Annotated in this window: 15 protein-coding genes; 8 read left to right on the forward strand and 7 right to left on the reverse strand. The window is 70.9% G+C overall.

Annotated features, from left to right (window positions below; translation table 11 throughout):
• Window positions 1–265 precede the first annotated feature (265 nt).
• Window positions 266–886 carry a TetR/AcrR family transcriptional regulator gene (locus ACI2L3_RS35385; RefSeq protein WP_404756526.1) on the reverse strand — a complete coding sequence of 207 codons (621 nt, stop codon included), beginning with the start codon at window positions 884–886 and terminating at the stop codon, window positions 266–268.
• A gap of 137 nt (window positions 887–1,023) precedes the next feature.
• On the opposite strand from ACI2L3_RS35385, the gene ACI2L3_RS35390 reads away from it, so the two are divergent.
• From ACI2L3_RS35390 to ACI2L3_RS35410, 5 genes are all read left to right on the forward strand, one after another.
• Window positions 1,024–1,941, forward strand: coding sequence for an ABC transporter permease (locus ACI2L3_RS35390; RefSeq protein WP_404756527.1), 918 nt, complete (start codon window positions 1,024–1,026; stop codon window positions 1,939–1,941).
• A complete protein-coding gene (locus ACI2L3_RS35395) occupies window positions 1,934–2,728 on the forward strand; it encodes an ABC transporter ATP-binding protein (RefSeq protein WP_404756528.1) in 795 nt (264 codons plus the stop codon). The genes ACI2L3_RS35390 and ACI2L3_RS35395 overlap by 8 nt, the downstream gene beginning before the upstream one ends.
• A gap of 87 nt (window positions 2,729–2,815) precedes the next feature.
• Window positions 2,816–6,400 (forward strand): CDP-glycerol glycerophosphotransferase family protein, encoded by a 3,585-nt coding sequence (locus ACI2L3_RS35400; protein WP_404756529.1) that lies wholly within the window; start codon window positions 2,816–2,818, stop codon window positions 6,398–6,400.
• A gap of 14 nt (window positions 6,401–6,414) precedes the next feature.
• Window positions 6,415–8,664 (forward strand): CDP-glycerol glycerophosphotransferase family protein, encoded by a 2,250-nt coding sequence (locus ACI2L3_RS35405; protein WP_404756530.1) that lies wholly within the window; start codon window positions 6,415–6,417, stop codon window positions 8,662–8,664.
• Window positions 8,661–10,340, forward strand: a complete 1,680-nt coding sequence (locus tag ACI2L3_RS35410; protein ID WP_404756531.1) for a glycosyltransferase family 2 protein — start codon at window positions 8,661–8,663, stop codon at window positions 10,338–10,340. Before ACI2L3_RS35405 ends, ACI2L3_RS35410 begins: the two co-directional genes overlap by 4 nt.
• A gap of 430 nt (window positions 10,341–10,770) precedes the next feature.
• Here the strand turns inward: ACI2L3_RS35410 and ACI2L3_RS35415 are convergent, their stop codons facing one another.
• Window positions 10,771–11,187, reverse strand: coding sequence for an ATP-binding protein (locus ACI2L3_RS35415; protein WP_404756532.1), 417 nt, complete (start codon window positions 11,185–11,187; stop codon window positions 10,771–10,773).
• 192 nt (window positions 11,188–11,379) lie between these two features.
• Between ACI2L3_RS35415 and ACI2L3_RS35420 the strand changes: the two genes are divergently transcribed.
• Window positions 11,380–11,892 (forward strand): GntR family transcriptional regulator, encoded by a 513-nt coding sequence (locus tag ACI2L3_RS35420; RefSeq protein ID WP_404756560.1) that lies wholly within the window; start codon window positions 11,380–11,382, stop codon window positions 11,890–11,892.
• Complete coding sequence (locus ACI2L3_RS35425; RefSeq protein ID WP_404756533.1) at window positions 11,889–12,671, forward strand: GntR family transcriptional regulator; 783 nt, start codon at window positions 11,889–11,891, stop codon at window positions 12,669–12,671. Before ACI2L3_RS35420 ends, ACI2L3_RS35425 begins: the two co-directional genes overlap by 4 nt.
• Window positions 12,672–12,690: 19 nt before the next feature.
• Here ACI2L3_RS35425 and ACI2L3_RS35430 read toward each other — a convergent pair whose 3' ends face one another.
• Window positions 12,691–13,173 (reverse strand): hypothetical protein, encoded by a 483-nt coding sequence (locus ACI2L3_RS35430; protein ID WP_404756534.1) that lies wholly within the window; start codon window positions 13,171–13,173, stop codon window positions 12,691–12,693.
• Between the two features lie 176 nt (window positions 13,174–13,349).
• Complete coding sequence (locus ACI2L3_RS35435; RefSeq protein WP_404756535.1) at window positions 13,350–15,551, reverse strand: glycoside hydrolase domain-containing protein; 2,202 nt, start codon at window positions 15,549–15,551, stop codon at window positions 13,350–13,352.
• Window positions 15,552–15,711: 160 nt separating this feature from the next.
• Here ACI2L3_RS35435 and ACI2L3_RS35440 point away from each other — a divergent pair, with 160 nt between their 5' ends.
• Complete coding sequence (locus tag ACI2L3_RS35440) at window positions 15,712–16,095, forward strand: peptidase inhibitor family I36 protein (protein WP_404756536.1); 384 nt, start codon at window positions 15,712–15,714, stop codon at window positions 16,093–16,095.
• A 44-nt stretch (window positions 16,096–16,139) separates the two neighbouring features.
• Here the strand turns inward: ACI2L3_RS35440 and ACI2L3_RS35445 are convergent, their stop codons facing one another.
• From ACI2L3_RS35445 to ACI2L3_RS35455, 3 genes are read right to left on the reverse strand one after another with little or no spacing between them, the layout of a single operon-like run.
• Window positions 16,140–17,636, reverse strand: a complete 1,497-nt coding sequence (locus ACI2L3_RS35445) for a hypothetical protein (protein ID WP_404756537.1) — start codon at window positions 17,634–17,636, stop codon at window positions 16,140–16,142.
• Window positions 17,620–18,132 carry a GtrA family protein gene (locus ACI2L3_RS35450; protein ID WP_404756538.1) on the reverse strand — a complete coding sequence of 171 codons (513 nt, stop codon included), beginning with the start codon at window positions 18,130–18,132 and terminating at the stop codon, window positions 17,620–17,622. The genes ACI2L3_RS35445 and ACI2L3_RS35450 overlap by 17 nt, the downstream gene beginning before the upstream one ends.
• Window positions 18,129–18,974: a polyprenol monophosphomannose synthase gene (locus tag ACI2L3_RS35455; protein ID WP_404756539.1), complete on the reverse strand. Its 846-nt coding sequence runs from the start codon at window positions 18,972–18,974 to the stop codon at window positions 18,129–18,131. The genes ACI2L3_RS35450 and ACI2L3_RS35455 overlap by 4 nt, the downstream gene beginning before the upstream one ends.
• Between the last annotated feature and the right edge of the window lie 14 nt (window positions 18,975–18,988).

Consider the following 18,988-nt stretch of genomic DNA (forward strand, 5'->3'; position numbering starts at 1 on the left):
GACTTTGACCCGGACGGCCAGGGGTGGGGTCTACGGGGACCTGGGGATGGGGCATTCCCTTTCGCTGCCGGGTGCGGACCGGCCCAACGTGGGCGCGGGTCACGGTCGAGGCGCCGCTCCCGGCTTCGCCGCTCAGGTCATCGGCTCTCGCGGCCGGGTGCGGGCCGGCTCGACGTGGGTGTGGGCCCCGGGGACCTACTTTCGTAAAGTTGCGAATTGGGTAGGCGCGCGCCCCCCTGTCACCCCCGTGCGACCCGGCGCTCCCTCACAGCGCTCGCAGGGCCGCCGCCGTGGCTGACGTCAGGCCGGGCAGGTAGCCCTTGGGGACATCCGCCCGGACCACCACCGAACGCCAGTAGAGCGGGCCGGAGATCAGGTCCAGTGCCAGGGCCTCGTCGGCGTCCTCGCGGATTTCGCCACGGGCCACGGCCGCCCGCACGATGCCGCTCGCCACGCCGTGCTGGCCCTCTCGCAGCGCCTTCTGCAGGGCCTCGGCGATCTCGGGGTTGCGGGCCGCCTCGGCCTGGAGGTCGGGGATGACCTGCGAGGCGACGGGGTGGCGCAGGGCGCGCGAGGTCACCTCGTAGAGGAGTCGTAGGTCGCCTTCCAGGGAGCCCGTGTCGGGGGCGGGCAGGCCCTGGACCGCTATGGCCGAGACCAGGTCCAGGACCAGGTGCAGCTTGGAGCGCCAGCGGCGGTAGACCGCGGTTTTGCCGACGCCCGCCCGGCGGGCGATGCCCTCGATCGACATGCGGGCGTAGCCGACCGAGGCCAGCTCCTCGAATACTGCCGCCCGGATCGCCTCGGTCACGTCCTCGCGGAGCACGGCCGCTCCGGCGGGCGCCCTGCGGCGCGGCTGTTCACCCTGTGGCCTGCTCGTGGTCATGGAGCAAGCATAGAGCGTTACGACGATACGGTTGCGTTCCGACGTTGCGTCGTTCTAGTGTCAGCGTTGCGACGATACGGGCCCGTCCCGACGTACGCCGCACTCTCCTCCGCCTCCCCCGAGCGAAAGCGACGGTCGTGAGTCAGGTTCTCGATGCAGCCCCGCCGCCCCCCGCCACGGCGACCTCCCCCTCCCCCGCCGAGCTGGCCGAGCGGTACGGCCTCAGCGTCAGCGGCGCCCGGCCCTCCCTGCCCGCCTACGTGCGGCAGCTGTGGCAGCGCCGGCACTTCATCACCGCCTTCGCGACCGCCAAGCTGACCGCCCAGTACAGCCAGGCCAAGCTGGGCCAGCTCTGGCAGGTGATGACGCCGCTCCTGAACGCGGCGGTCTACTACTTCATCTTCGGCGTGCTGATGAACACCAAGCGCGACGTCGAGGACTACGTACCGTTCCTCGTCACCGGGGTCTTCGTCTTCACCTTCACGCAGGCGTCGGTGATGGCGGGCACCCGCGCGATCTCCGGCAGCCTCGGCCTGGTCCGCGCCCTGCACTTCCCGCGGGCCTCGCTGCCCATCTCGTACTGCCTGCAACAGCTCCAGCAGCTGCTGTTCTCCATGTGCCCGCTGCTGGTGATCCTGCTCTGCTTCGGCGTGCCGCCCACCCCCGCCTGGCTCCTGGTGGTCCCGGTCCTCGCGCTGCAGTTCACGTTCAACACCGGCCTGGCGCTCGTCATGGCGCGGCTCGGCAGCAAGACGCCGGACATCGCGCAGCTGATGCCGTTCGTGCTGCGGACCTGGATGTACGCGTCCGGGGTGATGTGGAGCATCGACGCGGTCCTGGCCGACCGCCACCTGCCGCACGCGGTGACCGTGCTCCTGGAGTGCAACCCGGCGGCCGTCTACATCGACCTGATGCGGTTCGCGCTGATCGACACCTTCCACCACGACCAGCTTCCGCACCTCGTGTGGGCCTGGGCCGTCGGCTGGGCACTGCTCGCCGGGGTCGGCGGGTTCATCTACTTCTGGAAGGCAGAGGAGACGTACGGCCGTGGCTGAGACCGGAACCGGGGACGACAGCGCCCCCACTGTGATCGTCGACGCCGTCGACATCGTCTACCGCGTGCACGGCGCGGGCGCCACGGCGGGCCGCGGCGCCGCGACCGCCGCGCTCGGCCGGATCCTGAAGCGGTCGGGTGACTCGGGCGTACGCAAGGTGCACGCCGTCAGGAACGTGTCCTTCACCGCGTACAAGGGCGAGGCCATCGGCCTCATCGGCACCAACGGCTCGGGCAAGTCCACGCTGCTCAAGGCGGTCGCCGGGCTCCTCCCCGTCGAGCGCGGCCGCATCTTCACCGACGGCCAGCCGTCCCTGCTCGGCGTGAACGCGGCCCTGATGAACGACCTGACCGGCGAGCGCAACGTCCACCTCGGCGGCCTCGCGATGGGCATGTCCCGCGAGCAGGTCAAGGAGCGCTACCAGGAGATCGTCGACTTCTCCGGGATCAACGAGAAGGGCGACTTCATCACGCTGCCCATGCGGACGTATTCATCGGGCATGGCGGCACGGCTCCGGTTCTCCATCGGCTCCGCCAAGGACCATGACGTTCTGCTGATCGACGAGGCCCTCGCCACCGGGGACCGCTCCTTCCAGAAGCGGTCCGAAGCCCGCATCCGCGAGCTGCGCAAGCGCGCGGGCACGGTCTTCCTGGTCAGCCACAACAACAAGTCGATCCGCGACACCTGCGACCGCGTGCTGTGGCTGGAGCGCGGCGAGCTGCGCATGGACGGTCCCACGGAGGACGTACTGAAGGAGTACGAGCGGTTCACGGGAGGCAAGGGGTGACCTGAGCCCTCAAGGTCGTATCCCTTTTGTCTGACCAATACGCCCATCCTTACACTTAGGGAGCGTTTAGCAACAGAAGGAGTGCGCGTGCAGCCACGGCTGAGTGTTGTCGTCCCCGTCTACAACGTCGAGCTCTACCTCGACGAGTGCCTGGAGTCCCTGGCGGCACAGACGTTCACGGACTTCGAAGTGATCATGGTCGACGACGGGTCGACGGACGGCAGCGCGGCCATCGCCGAGGCCTTCGCGGCGGCCGACCCGCGGTTCCGGCTGATATCCCAGGAGAACAAGGGCCTGGGCGCGGCGCGCAACACGGGTGTGCGGGAGATGTCCCCCGACAGCGAGTACCTCGCGTTCGTGGACAGTGACGACACCCTGCCGGCGACGGCGTACGCGCTGCTGATCGAGACGCTCGACGAGACCGGCTCGGACTTCGCGGCGGGCAACGTGACGCGCTTCCGCTCCGCCGGGCACGTCCAGTCGCCCGTGCACCGCGTGCCCTTCGCGACGACCAGGCTGCGTACGCACGTCTCGAAGTTCCGCCCGCTGCTGACCGACCGCACCGCGTGGAACAAGGTCTACCGCCGCTCCTTCTGGGAGCGGCACCAGCTGGCGTACCCCGAGGCCATGCTCTACGAGGACGCGCCCGTCAGCGTTCCCGCGCACTACCTCGCCGAGTCCGTGGACGTGCTGAGCGAGCCGATCTACAACTGGCGCGAGCGGGAGATCGGCGAGCGCTCCATCACGCAGAACCGCACCAACCCGCAGGGCCTCATCGACCGGGTGAAGTCGATCCGCATGGTCCGCGAGTTCATGCTCGCCCGCGTCGACGGCGATCCGATGTACGCCGAGCACCTGAAGGTCTACGACAACAACGCGCTCGCCGAGGAGATCCCCCTCTTCTGGAAGGTGCTCCCCGGCTCCGACGCCGCCTACCAGGAGGCGTTCCTGGAGCACGTGGGCCGCCTCGTCCGCGAGATCGGCCAGGACGCGGTGCGCGCGCTGCACGTCCCGCACAAGCTGAAGCTGTACCTGACCGTGCACCGGCGCATGGACGAGCTGATCGCCCTGCTGGAGTTCGAGAAGGAGCACCCCGGCTCGATCCCCGTCACCGGGACGCTGCACCCGAAGGCCGACTACCCCTTCCTCGACCCGGCCTCCCCCGTCCCCGACGCCGTCCTGCGTCTCGACCCGGAGCTGCGGCTGCGCAGCCGCCTCGACGAGGCCGCCTGGCACGACGGCAAGCTGTGGCTGTCCGGCTGGGCGTTCCCGCGCCAGCTCGGCGCCGAGTCGCGGAGCAAGGCGCTCAAGTCCCTCATCCTGAAGGAGAAGGGCAGCCGCCGCACGGTCCTCGTGCCCGCCCGCAGCCACCTCGACCCGGAGGCGACGGTGGCGTCCGGCGCGGAGTTCCGGCACGCGGACTGGGCGGGCTTCGGCGCCCTTGTGAACCCCTCGCGCCTGCGCCACCGCGGCAAGTGGGTCGACGGCCTGTGGTACGTGCGGATCGCCGTCGCCGGCACCGGCTCGACGCCGCGGCGCGGCCCGCTGTACGGCGCGGGCACGGGGTCCGGCCAGACGCCGCCCGCGCACTGGGTCACGGAGGACGTCCGCGTCGCCCCGCAGATCCAGGACGGCGAGCTCGCCATCCGCGTGGAGACGGCACACGCCCGCGCTCTCGAGGTCCGCGCCGAGGGCCCCGACCTCCTCGTACGCGGCATCCTGCGCACCGCCCCCGACGGCGAACCCCGCCTCCGCATGCGCCACCGCGAATCCGGCACGATCCTGACGGCGCCGCTGGCCCTCGACGTCCCGAAGGACGGCCGCGTCCCGTTCACGGCCCGCGTGAACACGACCTCCCTCACGGACGTCCGCGAGGACCACGAACGCCTCCGCCCCACCCAGGCGGAACGCTCGATCGCCCGCTGGGACATGTCGGTGGAGGTCGTATCCGCTACGGGCGAGTCCACCCGCCTCGCCCTCATCCTGGACGACCGCGAGGGCTTCTCGGGCGCCCAGTTCGCGCAGGGGGACACCGGTAGAACGGTCTACGCAAGGCGCAGCCCGGGAGGCTACCTCCAGCTCTGCGACCAGCCCGTCCAGCCCCTGGTCGACCACGTCTCCGTGGGCCCCGACGGCACCGTCACCCTCACCGGCAGCTACCCCGCACAGGGCACCCACGACCTGGAGCTGGTCCTCCGCCAGACCTGGTCGGGCCACGAGTACACGTTCCCGGCGAAGGCGGCCGACGGCCGGTTCGAGGCGAGGTTCCTGCCCGCCCCCACCCACGCCTACGCGGGCGCGACCCCCCTCCGCGCCGGCTTCTGGTGGCCCTCCATCCAGAAGCCCGACGGCTCCCGCACCGCCGTCCAGCTCGCCCCGCCCGCCCACGCCGGCCTCCCCCTGGAGGCCAAGGCCCACGGCAAGCGGGTCGAGCTCCAGGCCCGCCAGTACGACCAGCTCGCGCTGATGGCCCACTCCGAGCTGCGCCCCGACGAGCGCAGCCGGCACCGCCAGACCCGGCTGCGCACCGAGGCCTACCCGGCCGCCCGCCACGAGCCGCTGCGCGAGGCCGTCCTCTACGACGTCTTCGGCGGCCGCATGTACGGCGACTCGCCGCGCGCCATCCACGAGGAGATGGTCCGCCGCGGCCTGCCGGTGGAGCACCTGTGGGTCGTCAAGGACGGCCAGTGCGAGGTCCCGGCCACCGCGAAGGCGGTCCGCGTGCACAGCCCCGAGTACTACGAGGCGATGGCCCGCTCCCGCTACATCATCGGCAACACGCACTTCCCGCGCTGGCTGGAGCGCCGCGAGGGCCAGCAGATCATCCAGACCTGGCACGGCACCCCGCTGAAGCGGATCGGCTTCGACTTCGACAACGACCACTTCGCGAGCACCCAGTACCTCATGGACCTGGACCGCGAGCGCCACCAGTGGACGATGCTGCTCTCCCCCAACCGGTTCAGCACACCGATCATGCGCAGCGCGTTCCGGTTCGGCGGCGACGTGGACGGCGAGCTCCTGGAAGCGGGCTACCCGCGCAACGACGTGCTGCTCGCCCCCGACCGCGCCGAGCGCGCCGAGAAGGTGCGCCGCGTCCTCGGCCTGCCCGAGGGCAAGAAGGTCGTCCTGTACGCGCCGACGTGGCGCGAGGACAAGCAGCGCCACCGCGGCGGCTTCCTCCTCGACCTGCGCATCGACCTGGAGAAGGCGCGGCACGAGCTGGGCGACGACCACGTCCTGCTGGTCCGCCCGCACGCCCACATCGTGGAGCCGGTACCGGGCGCGGGCGACGGCTTCGTGTGGGACGTGGCGAGCTACCCGGACATCATGGACCTGCTCCTGATCGCCGACGTCCTCGTCACCGACTACTCCTCGGTGATGTTCGACTTCGCCGTGACGGGCCGCCCGATGCTGTTCTTCACGTACGACCTCGGGCATTACCGGGACCGCCTGCGCGGCTTCTACTTCGACTTCGAGAAGCGCGCGCCGGGGCCGCTGCTGCCCACCTCCGACGAGCTGATCGCCGCGCTGCGCGACCTCGACGCGGTGAGTGAGCCGTACGCGGCGGCGTACGACGAGTTCCGCGCCGAATTCTGCGACCTGGACGACGGCGGGGCCTCGCGCCGCGTCGTCGACCGGATGCTCGCCCACCGAGGGACGGCCACCTCATGAGCACGGGCCACCGCATGAGCACACACGAGGGGGACACCGCGATGCCGAACGCGCCGCAGCTGAGCGTCATCGTGCACGGCCGCAACGTACAAGGGCATCTGGGTGCCTGCCTGGACGGTCTGACCGCGCAGGTGTCGCCCGGCGTCGAGGTGATCGTCGCCGCGGTGGGCGCCTCCGCGCAGGCCGCCGCGGCGGGCAGGACCGGCGTGACCGTCGTACCGCTGCCCGAGGGCACGGGTGACGGCGCGGCCCGCGCCGCGGGCGCCGAGCGGGCGGCGGGCCGGTGGCTGCACTTCGTGCACAGCAAGGACAGCGTGCCGACGGGCGCCCCGCGTGCGGTCGCCGACCGCACGGCCGACCTGCCGGAAGGCGTGGACGGCGTGGACGTTCTCGTCGTCGACCACGTCCGCTCGACGTGGCGGCACCAGGGCATGCCGAGCCCCGACGGCAAGCACCTCGCCAAGCAGGGCCGCCGCGACCTGCCGCTGCGCGACTGCCCGAACCTCCTGAAGGTCACCCCGCTGCTCGGCACCCGCGTCCTGCGGGCCGACTTCTGGCGGGCGCACCGCGACGAACTGGCCGTCGACGACGAGACGTTCGCCGCGTACGCCGCGTTGCTCCTCGCAGGGCGGGTCGCGGCGCTCGACCAAGTGGCGCTCAACGTACGGGAGTTGCGCACGGAGAGCCTGCCCACGGGACGCCCCGAGGAGCGGTACGGCGTCATCGACCGGTACGAGTCGCTGCTGCGGCTCGCCACCGGCCTCGCCCTGCCGACGGCACCCCGCGCCGCGCTCTACGACGTGATGGTCGGCGACTGCCTGCGCATCGTCGCCCGCGAGCAGCTGCCCGACCCGGTGCGCAGGGAGTTCTTCCACCGCGCGTCGAAGGCCGCGGCGGCGTGGCGGCCCAAGGGCCATCAGCACCCGGGCGGCCTCGAAGGCGTGCGGCGCCGCCTCCTCGAAGAGGACGCGTACACCAAATACCGCACGTTCCAGACGGCGAACCAGCAGCGGCGCAAGCTCAGGTCGGCGGTCGTCTCGCGCAAGCACAAGGTGGGGCTCAAGGTCCGCGACCTGCGCTACCGCCGGGCCCTCGACCGCCCCGTCGACCCCGACCTCGCCGTCTTCACGGCGTACTGGGACCGCGGCGTGGCCTGCAACCCGGCCGCGATCGCCGCGAAGCTCGCCGAACTCGCCCCGCACATCCACCCGGTGTGGGTCGTCTCGGCCGCCAACGTGCCGCTGCTGCCGCCCGGCACCGACCACATCGTGCCCGGCACGCCCCGCTACTGGGAGGTGATGGCGCGCGCCAAGTACCTGGTGAACAACGTCAACTTCCCCAACGCGATCGTGAAGCGGCCCGACGCGATCCACCTCCAGACCCACCACGGCACGCCCCTCAAGCGCATGGGCCTGGACCAGCTCGACTACCCGGCCGCGTCCAAGGGCCTCAACTTCCACAGCCTCCTGGCCCGCGTCGACAAGTGGGACTACAGCGTCTCCGCCAACGGCCACTCCACCGAGATGTGGGAGCGCGCCTACCCCTCCAACTACACGTCGCTGGACTACGGTTACCCGCGCAACGACGTCTTCTACAGCGCCACGGCCGCCGACATCCGCGCGATCCGCGAGAAGCTCGGCATCGCGCCCGGCAAGCGCGCGATCCTCTACGCGCCCACCCACCGCGACTACGAGGCGGCCTGGACCCCGCGCCTCGACCTCGCGACCCTCGCCGACCGGCTCGGCGAGGACACGGTGCTCCTGGTCCGCGGCCACTACTTCTACGGCGGCGCGGCCTCCCCGCTGGCCGGGCTGCGCAAGAGCGGCCGGGTCATCGACGTGTCGTCGTACGACCCGGTGGAGGAGCTGGCGCTCGCGGCGGACGCGCTGATCACCGACTACTCGTCGATCATGTTCGACTACGCCAACCTCGACCGTCCCATCGTCATCTACGCCGACGACTGGGAGACGTACGCGACGACGCGCGGCGTCTACTTCGACCTCATGGCGGAGGCCCCCGGCAAGGTGGCGCGCACGCAGGACGAACTGACGGAGCTCCTCACCTCCGACGCCTGGCGCGACGAGACGGCCGCCAAGGCGCGGCGCGCCTTCCGCCTCCGCTTCTGCGAGTACGACGACGGGCGCGCGGCCGAACGTGTCGTACGCCGTGTCTTCCTCGGCGAGAGCGAGGACTCCCTGCCGCCCGTGACCCCGGTCGACGAGCGCACCCCCGCCCCGACGCCCGAGGAGGCGACGCAGCGATGACTCCGACTCCTGACGTGACGGTCACCGTGATCGTCTACAACGACGCGGAACGCCTGCCGCGCGCGGTGGCGTCCCTGCGCCGCCAGACGCACGAGAACATCGAGATCGTCATCAGCGACGACCACTCGACGGACGACACGCCGGAGGTCGCCCGCCGGCTGGCGGCGGAGGACGACCGCGTCACGTACCTCCGGCTGCCCGAGAACAGCGGCGGATGCAGCGCGCCGCGCAACCGCGCCCTGGACATCGCGCGCTCCCCGTACCTGATGTTCCTGGACAGCGACGACGAACTCCCTGAGCGAGCGGTCGAGTTGCTGCTCGCCGCGCACCGCGAACGGGAGGTGGACTTCGTGATGGGCGCGGTGGAGCGGGTCCGTGTCGACACGGGCCGCACGTCCACATGGATGGCGCACCTGGTGGCGGAGCGCCGCACGGTGGAGGGCATCGAGGCGGAACCGGCCCTCTTCTTCGAGCACTTGTCGACCAGCAAGATGTACCGCCGCGAGTTCCTGGACCGGAACGGGCTGCGCTTCCCAGAGGGCATCCACTACGAGGACCAGCTGTTCTCCGCGCAGGCGTACTGCCTCGCGAAGTCCTTCACGGTGATCCCCGACCCCGTCTACCGCTGGTACATCGCCCCCTACGAGGCGGCGGAATCGGCGTCGATCTCCAACCAGCGGCACAAGCTGACGAACGTCCGCGACCGCGTCCACGTCCAGCGCCTCATAGACGACTTCATGGAGACGAGCGGACACACGGCCGCGCTCCGGGAGGCCAAGGACTACAAGTTCCTCAAGCACGACTTCCGGATGTACGCGGGTGACCTGCCGTTCCGCGACGAGGAGTGGCTGACGGGCTTCGCGGACATCGTCAACCCGTACCTGGCGGAGCTGTCCCCCGGCGCGTACGCCCGCCTGCCCCGCGCCGAACGGGTCGTACTCCAACTGGTCCGCGACGGCCGGCTCACGGAGGCCCAGCTGGCGGCACGCGGCCTCGGCCACGGCGTCGCGCCCCGCGAGACGTCCGTCGACTCCTCCGGCCGCGTCTACTGGGGCCCGTACGTCCCCGAGTCGGAGCAGTCCCGCACCGAGCTCGACCTGACCGACCAGGGCCTGGACTCCCGGCCCTTCCCGAGCGCGCAGTTCCGCCACGAGATAACGCGCGTGGAGCGCGGTCCGGCCGCCACCGTCACCCTCTCCGTCCGCACCTACGACCCGGGCCTGCGCCTCCCGGTCGGCCCCCAGGTGGCGACGCTCCTCCTGGCGCCCGGCCGCCGCCGCATGAAGACGCCCTTCCGCCTGGACCCCGTCCGCCCCGGCGTCTTCGAAGGCACGGTGCGTCTTGACCTGGCGGCGGCCCCGCTCCCCCTCAACGGCTTCGAGGGCGCACGCCACCCGGTCCTGCAACTCACGTCCGGCCAACTCCGCAACACGTCCCTGCTCCTGGCCCCCCTCACCTTCCCCACGCTCAGGGCCCGCGTCGACTACCGCGGCGGGACGCTCCCCCATGAGGTCACCGTGGAACCGGAGGGCCGCGCCTCGGGCCGCCTCCAACTCCGCTGGACCCCGGTGGGCGTCACCTCACGGGTCATACGCCCCCTGGCCCGCAAGGCAGCCACAAAAACCGGCACCCGCCTCCGCAGGGCGGCCCACCTGGCCGGCACCTTGACCCGCTGAGTCCCGGGGGCCCCGGCCCCACGCCACACGGGGGCGTCCCTCCCGGGGGGGGCGCCCCGGCCCTCACCTCACCGCTCCCCCACAGACACCGCCCCCTCCCCACCTCACCGCCACCCACGCGGGGACCGCCCCCCTCCCCACCTCACCGCCACCCACGCCGGGGACCGCCCCCTCCCCACCCACCCGCCCCCGCCTACCCGTAGCGCGCCCGAGGCGCCGGCACGAAAGCAGCCGGCCCGGCATCGAAGAAGGCACCGCCCTCCCCCAGCCGGCCGCCTCCCATCCCCCAACGCCCCTTCCCCACCTCATCGCCCCCGCGCAGGCACCGCCCTCTCCCCACCCACCCGCCCCCACCACCCTGTAGTCGGGGCGGCCCCCGCGCCGCGCCGCGCCAGGCACCCCACCCCATCAACCCCATCCCGTCGCCCGCCTACCCCACCCCTTCGACCCCGCAGCTCGTCTTGAAGACCAGCCACACCGTCTTGCCGGGAACGTGTGGGACGACACCGAAGTCGTCCCCCAGAGCCCTCGCGAGGAACAGCCCCCGACCACCCTCCGCATCGGCATCGGCATCGGCATCGGGACACGGCACCTCCGGGCACCCGCTGCCACTGTCACGGACCTCGATCCGGACGAGAGCGCCATCGCGGACCATCCGCACGCTGAATTCCCGCCCCGGCGGAACGCCGTACAGCACCGCATTCGTGGCGAGTTCCGAAACGCAGACCCGTATGTCGTCCAGCCGATCAGCGACTCCCCACTCCGTGAGGGTCTCGACGGCGAAGGCCCGCGCGGCACGCACCGATTCGCGGGCGCGGGGAAATCGTCGTTGCCGTGACAGGTGCACGGTGAACCACCGCCTTGGTCCTAGGCTGTACGATCGCGCGAAACGTACCGCTATTCACAAAAAGCGGCAAGGTGAGACCATGGCTGCCACGGCGTGTGATTCGCTTAACGTGTAAGGCGGCAAGGTCACCTCTCACCGGCCACGCAGGAGGACACCGTGAGCGACGGCGACAGCACGTGGGTCAGCACCTCGATGCCGTACCTGAAGCCCCGCGGAGAGGGGCAACCCGACGCCTGGGGAGCGGAGGCCGCCGCCCGCGGAGGCAAAGGCACCCAGCGCATCGTCCACGCCGGTGAGGTGCCCGCGCCGGACACCGTGGCGGACCTGCTCGGGCTGACCGCCGGAGATCCCGTCGTCGTACGCCGCCGCGTCATCGAACTCGACGGCGAACCCTGCGAACTGACGGACACCTACTACCCCGTCACCATCGCCCGCGGCACGCCCCTCGCCGAGACGGGCAAGATCCGCGGCGGGGCCGTGACGCTCCTCGCCGGACTCGGCCACACCGGCGTACGCGTCCGTGAAGACGTGACAGCCCGGATGCCCGATGCCGGCGAACGGGAAGCCCTGCGCCTGGGCCCGGACGAACCGGTCCTCCGGCTGAACAGGGTGACGCTGGACGGCGAAGGCAGGCCGATCCAGGCCGACATGATGCTCATGCCCGCACACCGACAGCAGTTGCGCTACGAGATCAGGATCGGATGACAGTGCCCTACACCGACGACGGCGCCGCCGCCGACCGACGCTCTCTGCACGAGCGGATCGCCGCTGACCTCCGCGACGAGATCACGAGCGGCGACCTCGCTCCAGGCGCCGCCCTGCCGTCGACCGCTCAGCTCAAGACCCGTTTCGACGCCTCCAACGCGACCATCCAGAAGGCGCTCCAGGTACTCAAGGACGAACGCCTCGTCGTCGGGCGGGCGGGAGCCTCCGTCACGGTCCGCGAGCATCGCCAGCGGACCATGCGACCCGCCTCCTACATGGCCCCGGCCCCACCGGGAGCGCCCTACCGCTGGCTCACCGAGGCGACGAAGCACGGCACGACGGCCCACAGCACCCTGCTGGACGTGGCAGAGGTCCGGCCACCCGCCGACGTCTCGGCCGCCCTGGACCTCACCGAGGGCGGAACAGCCATGCTCCGTCACCAAATTCTCTCCATCGATGACGAGCCGGTCGAACTGGTCAAGTCGTACTACCCGTTGGAGATCGCCGAAGGCACCGCCATCACGAGCAGGAGGAAAATCAAGGGCGGCACCCCGGCCCTCCTCGCCGAACTCGGTTTCCCTCCGCGCCTGAGCGTGGACCGCGTGTCCGCCAGGGTCCCCACCCAGGAACAGTTCCACGCCCTGAACCTCCCCGGCGACCTGCCCGTCCTCCGCACCCTGCGCGTCGTCTACAGCGACGCGGACCGCCCCATCGAGGCCACGGTCATGGTGAAGGCGGGCCACCTCTACGAGTTGCAGTACGAGTTCAGTCCTGAGTGACACGCCTCGCGCCCCGCCCTCAAGAACCCACCACCCGCGTTCCCGCCCCCACTCCCGGCGCGTCGGCCCACCGGTCGATGCGCCGCGCGAGGTCCCGCAGCCGGGGGTCCGACGGGGGCACCGCGATGTGGAAGTGGGATTCGTTCGGGGTGCGGAACGTTCCGCCCCAGGCCAGCACCCCTCCGCACTCCGCGAGGATGTCGCGGACCACGGCGAGCTGGGGCGCGAAGAGGCCGCCGCTCGCTCCCGGCGGGTACCAGCCGGGGCGGATCGCGAGTGCCGTGCCCGAGGCGTGGTTGGTCGAGGGGCCCCGCAGGGCGCGGGACGGTGGGATGAAGCCCGTGACCTCGTTCGGCCTCAGCGTGTCGATCTCGTAGTGGTAGCGGCGTACGACGTGGATCAGGACGGTCGACACGTCGCCGAGGCGCAGGGCTACGGCGAGCGGGCTGCCGGGTACCTGTCGCGTCCAGATGGCGCCGGCGCGGTCGGCGGCTTCCTCCATGGGCCAGCCGTTCTCGCTGAGGCGGCCCCCGGGGAGGGTGGGAGGGGCGACGGCCGGCTCCGTCGTAGCGGCCGCCGACCCTGCCGGGAGCACCGGGAGCGCCGGCGCCGCGAGACCGGCCCCCGTACGCAGAACCGAACGCCGCGGCACAGCAGAAGAAGCAGACATGTTCAGCCTCACCGGTCCCGCAGCGGCGCATGGTACTTCTCGAACACCCGGTACAGGCCCAGCAGCGCGGTCCCGTACCCCTGCGCGCTCTGGTCGGTGCCGTTGTAGCGGGCGAGCGTGCGTCTGCTGTCCTCCTCGTCCGTGTCGAGGCCGGGGCGTGCGGCGCCGATCTCGTGGGCGCCCTCGATGAGGACCAGCGGAACGGTGGTCATGTTGTAGACCGTGTCTTCGCGGAGCCGTTGCCAGACGGCCCACAGGTCGCTCTCCTTGGTCGCGTCCATGATGGTTCCGGCGATCACGCCTTCGCGGATGGCGTGGTTGCGGGCCCGGATCGCGGTCTTCGCGAAGATCTGGCCGGGTCCGGTGCTGCTGTCGTTCTTGGTGCTCGCCCCGCCCTTGTAGTGATCGATGACGAGTTCGTCGGCCAGACCGTCGGCGGTGTTCATCGCCCGCAGTTCCCACATCAGCGGGCACTGGATCAGCGCTTTGCGCACCCGCAGGTTCCGGGCGAGCCGGGTGAGGAGCCAGTCGTAGTCCATGAGGATGTCGAAACACTCCGTCGTCGTCCGCACGCTGAACGCCAGACCGCCGCTGCCGCCCTCTTCGGGAACCTTCATCACGTTCACGAAGTACGACTGGACGTCCGCCAGCATCGCGTTCCGCTGGGCCTTGTCGAAGCTGACGTCGAGGCCGTCCGAGAACTGGCCCATGCCGTAGCTGTCCTGGCCGTTGTCGCGGCCGGAGACGATGTTGTTGTCGATTTCGATGTGGCCGCTGCCGGAGCCGACCTTGATGGTGGAGATCTGGTCGAAGGCCCAGTCGTCCGGCAGTGGATAGCCGAGGTTTCCCGAGAAGCCGGTCGACATTCCGCTGACGAAGCTCGCCGAGGTGAATCCGGCCGCGCGTACGCGGCTGCACACGTTGCGAGGCCCGTAGATGCCGACCTCGTATTCGGGGCCGTGCTCGCTCATCGTGTCCCTGATCGCGCGGAAGTGCGGCAGGATCCGTTCCGTCACCTGATGGTCGAGCGCGTCGAAGTCCACGGCGAAGTAGATGCGGGTGCCCGCCTTGTATCCGTAATGGCGGGCCCGTTCGACGGCGTGCAGGGCGTCGGCGATTCCGGCGCTCCTGCTGAAGTAGCTCGCCTCCCCGCCGTTGGTCTGGTAGATCGGGAATGTCCGCAGCCCGTTCGCGGCCGTGACCTGCAGCTCGTCCGGCCGGATCTGCTTGTTGAGCGTCGATCCCGCGTAGTTCGCCAGATAGCGCCCCACGATCCGGTAACCCGCGTTCCGCAGCGCCTGCGCCCGTGCGGCCGTGACCTCGGTGACGCAGTCGCAGGCGGTCCCCTTGCGCTCGTAATCCCCGGTGGAGACAAGCAGGGAGGCCCAGGTCGGAAAGTCGCCCCGCCCATTGGCCGGAAGCTTCACGAAGTTCTGGAACTGTCTGACGCTGTCCCCGATCCGGGCGTCGAACCGGTCGGTGAAGGGCACCCCTGCCCGCCGGTTGAAAATCATGGCCGCGGTGAACAGACTCACCCAGGTGCCCGCCGAACCCGGTCCCACCGAGTTGTTCCGCAGCCCGTCACGGGTGGCGGGGCCGAACGCCCCGGTCGCGGTCTCGTCACCCATCCCCATTTCGAATTGGATGGCGTAGATCAGCGCTTTCTGCACGTCCCTGGAGAAATTGCCGTCGCAGGGAATGATGAAGAAGTTCTGGCGGCCCACATACCGGCCGTTGAGCCACTGCTGGATGGTGCGGATCTGGTCGGTGCCACCGGATACGACGGTGTACGCGTCCATCGTGAGCAGCGCCTTGAACACCTTCGGCGTGACCCCGTCCCCGGGGTACACGGCGCTCACGCCCATGTTCTGCTTCACCCGGGTCACGGACGCCGCCACCCGCGGGTTGTAGGTGCCCTCGAGCTCACCGCCGTCGTAACCCTTGCAGTACAGGGCGGACTGCACGACGCGGTAGACGGCCTCGTGCCGGGTGTGCACGTCGATGACCGGGAACCGTGAGCGGAGGGCGGCGAGGGTCGCCGGACCGAAACTGTCGGTGAGCGTGCTGAGCCCCAGCTCGTGCTGGAGCACGCGGGTCAGCGCGTACATCACCGTCCAGCTCGTCCTGCCGTTCTCCTCGACGTCGGGGATGCCGTCGACGGCGTAGCTGTTGATGAACCTCTGCGCCTTCAGAACCATCTCGTCGGCCATATACGCATACACGCCCTTTCCTGTGCCCGCGCCCGCGCCTGTCGCGAATCGTCCTCCGGCGTGCTCTCTCCGGGCTGCTGGATCGACGTGAAGACACTCAAATGGCCCCCGTAGGAGGGCTTTCCGCTTCGGGGCTCGGGCCGGAGGGAAAGGCTGCGGCATGCGCCTCCGCAACCTCTCGCTCGCCCTCGCCCTCGCCGTGGGATCAGCCGTCCTGCCCATGGCATCGCCCGCACAGTCCGCCGCCGCCGGTTACGGACGCTGTCCGAGCGGCAGCTACTGCCTCTTCGAAGACCCGGACGGCAACGGCCGCATGGTCGCCTTCCGCGCCGGCTCCATGGACCTGCGGCAGCAGGACATGGACAACAAGGCATCCTCGTACGCCAACAACAGCGGCGGGATGTGGTGCGTCTTCGACGACTACCGGTACGGGCAGGCGCACATCTCACACGGGGCGCTCAACGGGCAGCGCGACAATTACGGCGAGATCAGCGACCTCGCCAGCTCCACCCGGGCGGGCAACATGCAGACCGGCTGCCGCTGAACGACGGTGGAACGAGGGCGAACTCAGCCCGCATCGCACAGAGCTCAGCCCCGCACCTCGTAGAGCACCTGCCCCTTCGGCCCGGACGATCCCGTCCTGCGCAGGGCGGGGTCGTCCGGACGCAGCCCCCCGTCCCCCGGGTACTGCACGACCCACCGCACCCCGTACCTCCGCAGCACGTCCAGCCGCTCCGCCCGTGTAGTCCCCGGCGCGAAATAGTCCCGCACCGCCGCCAACCGCTCCTCCTGGTCCGGCAGGAAGAAGTCGGGGTAACCGGGAGCCACCGTGTAGGGCCCGTACGCCGGGATCTGGCGGGCCGGGAAGGTCTTGGCCAGGACCACGTCGCCGTACCGCACCTTCGGTGTGAGCCAGTGGTAACCGGGCCACGGTGCCTTGTACTTGGCGGCCACCGGCCCGGGGAGGGAAGCCTTCGGCAGGACGTAGCCCAGCGTGCCCGCCTGCGTCCACGCGCCGGCCAGCAGGGCCGCACCCAGCACGACCGCGAAGGCGCGCCGCGCCGCCACCCGTGCCGTCGGCTCGAAGGCCTCCAGCGCGGCCGCCAGTTGGGCCGGTATCAGGGCCGCGGGCAGCACCCGGCCCCACGAGTAGTGGCCGGTCAGGCCGCCCGCCGCGAACATCGTCGCGCCGAGGGCGAAGAAGATGACCAGCGGGTCCCGGTGGTCCCGCCGCAGGCGCGACGCGAGCGCCGCCACGCCCAGCAGGGCCAGGCCGAAGTGCGGAAGCAGGTCCCGGTAGAGGGAGCGGTGGATGTCCTCCAGGCCGCCGCCCGCCTCGAAGAGGTCGAAGAAGGAGTAGTACGGCCAGGCCGCCAGCGCCACAAGCCCCAGGCCCAGGCCACCCGCCAGCCGCGTCAGCACCGCCCGCGTCAGCCACGGCCGCGCGCCCAGCACCATCGCCAGCGCCCCGAACGACGCGACCACACCCGTGAACTGGTGGCTCAGCAGCGTCACCGCCCACAGCGCCCCCAGGCCCAGAAAGGCCGGCCACCCCGCCCCGTCCCCGCGCAGCGCCTTCCGCAGCAGCGCCCACAGGTGGAAGGACAGCCCGAGCGCGAACGTACTCGGGTAGGACACCGTCAGGGCAAGGGAGTTGAGGCCGAGGAAGCCGCTCCAGTTGAAGAGTCCGGGGCCCCAGAGCAGGAGCAGGCAGAGCAGGGCCAGCGGCGGTGCGCCCCGCCGGGGGCTCAGTGTGCGTACGAAGTGCCAGACCCCCGTGGCCAGCAGTCCAAGGCCCGCCAGCGCGGCCACCCGCAGCACCACGAACGTGCCGAGGCCGGTCGCCTTGGCCAGGCAGCCGAGCAGCAGCATCCAGGGCGAGTAGTACGGGCTCGGGGTGTCGGCGTCGACCAGCGGGTTGCCGGGGTGGGCCAGGTCGTGGCGCAGGCGCTCGATCGTCGCCGCGTGGATGCCGAGGTCGCCCGCCCAGGGCAGGCGCACGATCACGAGGAGGAGCAGGGCGAGGAGGAGGGCCGCCGTGATCCAGACGACCCGTCGTACGACCGCGTTAGTGGCGACGCGCATCGTGCTGGAAGACCCACGTCCGGTACACCAGGAAGCGGAACGCCGACGCCAGGACGATCGACAGCGCCTTGGCGATGTTCGAGCCGAGCGGGCCGCTCATGTCCGCCCCGTGGTACGCCGCGTAGAACAGGACACTTTCCATCGCCACGCCGACCCCGCTGAACGCGAAGAAGAGCGCGATCTGCCGCTTGGTGCGCGAGGCGCGGTCGCGGTAGGCGAAGAAGCGGAAGCCCAGGTAGTTCGTGCCCATGGCGACGCAGCTGGCCAGCACCGTCGCCGTCATCGGGCCGGAGGCGAGCCCGTGCAGCAGCAGGTTGAAGACGACGAGGTTCACGGCGACGCCGCTGCCGCCGACCAGGCCGAACTTCACGACCTCCAGGAACAGCCCGCGCAGCCGGGTGAGGGAGAGCCGAGGGGCGGGGGCCGGGGCAGGCGGCGCGGGACTCTGCGCGGGCACCGCGGGTGCCGGCGCCTCGTGCAGGGTGGGCACACTCATCCCCGTACCTCCGAGTTCCGTACCCCCGCGCCCCGCGCCCCCGCTCTCCCGTCCAGCCGCAGCTTCCACGGCATGACGACCGACTCGAGCTGCACCATCAGGTTCATCTTCGACTCGCCGACCGTGCGGTCCTCGAAGTGGATCGGGACCTCCATGACGCCGAAGCCTCGGCGCAGCGCCCGGTACTTCATCTCGACCTGGAAGCTGTAGCCCGCGCTGTCCACGGAGGCGAGGTCGATGGCGCGCAGGGCGTCGGCGCGCCACAGGTTGAAGCCGCCGGTGATGTCGCGGACGCGGGTCCCGAGGATGGTGCCGGCGTACGCGTTGGCCCAGCGGGAGAGCAGCTTGCGGTGGGCGCCCCACGCGTCGGAGAGCGTGCCGCCCTGGACGTACCGGCTGCCGACGACGACGCCGGCGTCCGTGGCGAGGGCGACGCCGAGCAGTTCGGCGGCCTTCTCCACGGGGTGGCTGCCGTCGGCGTCCATCTGGAGGACGTAGTGCGCGCCCTCGGCGACGGCCTTCGCCATGCCCGCCGCGTAGGCGCGGCCGAGGCCGTCCTTCTCGGTGCGGTGCAGGACGGTCATGCGGGCGCTGCCGTACCGCTCGGCGAAGCGTTCGGCGACCTCGCCGGTGCCGTCAGGGCTGGAGTCGTCGACGACGAGGAGGCGCAGGCCGGGCAGGGGGAGCGCCATCAGGGCCTCGGCCATGCCGGGCAGGTTGCCCGCTTCGTTGTACGTCGGCATGACGACGGTCAGCGGGGTCGCGGCCCACTCCTCGGGCAGCCGGGCGGCGAGGCTTTCGGAGAGGTTCTCCGACATGTCCTGAGGGAGGTTCACAGTCATGGCTCAAGCCCTTC

The organism is Streptomyces sp. NPDC029674 (genome assembly GCF_044903205.1).
Classification (GTDB): Bacteria; Actinomycetota; Actinomycetes; order Streptomycetales; family Streptomycetaceae; genus Streptomyces.

What these genes read in the sequence shown, in the direction of transcription:
- ACI2L3_RS35445 (WP_404756537.1), bottom strand. Translation starts at nt 17,636, where the DNA reads ATGCGCGTCGCCACTAACGCGGTCGTACGACGGGTCGTCTGGATCACG.
- ACI2L3_RS35405 (WP_404756530.1), top strand. Translation starts at nt 6,415, where the DNA reads ATGAGCACACACGAGGGGGACACCGCGATGCCGAACGCGCCGCAGCTG.
- ACI2L3_RS35385 (WP_404756526.1), bottom strand. Translation starts at nt 886, where the DNA reads ATGACCACGAGCAGGCCACAGGGTGAACAGCCGCGCCGCAGGGCGCCC.
- ACI2L3_RS35435 (WP_404756535.1), bottom strand. Translation starts at nt 15,551, where the DNA reads ATGGCCGACGAGATGGTTCTGAAGGCGCAGAGGTTCATCAACAGCTAC.
- ACI2L3_RS35450 (WP_404756538.1), bottom strand. Translation starts at nt 18,132, where the DNA reads ATGAGTGTGCCCACCCTGCACGAGGCGCCGGCACCCGCGGTGCCCGCG.
- ACI2L3_RS35430 (WP_404756534.1), bottom strand. Translation starts at nt 13,173, where the DNA reads ATGGAGGAAGCCGCCGACCGCGCCGGCGCCATCTGGACGCGACAGGTA.
- ACI2L3_RS35440 (WP_404756536.1), top strand. Translation starts at nt 15,712, where the DNA reads ATGCGCCTCCGCAACCTCTCGCTCGCCCTCGCCCTCGCCGTGGGATCA.
- ACI2L3_RS35425 (WP_404756533.1), top strand. Translation starts at nt 11,889, where the DNA reads ATGACAGTGCCCTACACCGACGACGGCGCCGCCGCCGACCGACGCTCT.
- ACI2L3_RS35420 (WP_404756560.1), top strand. Translation starts at nt 11,380, where the DNA reads ATGCCGTACCTGAAGCCCCGCGGAGAGGGGCAACCCGACGCCTGGGGA.
- ACI2L3_RS35410 (WP_404756531.1), top strand. Translation starts at nt 8,661, where the DNA reads ATGACTCCGACTCCTGACGTGACGGTCACCGTGATCGTCTACAACGAC.
- ACI2L3_RS35455 (WP_404756539.1), bottom strand. Translation starts at nt 18,974, where the DNA reads ATGACTGTGAACCTCCCTCAGGACATGTCGGAGAACCTCTCCGAAAGC.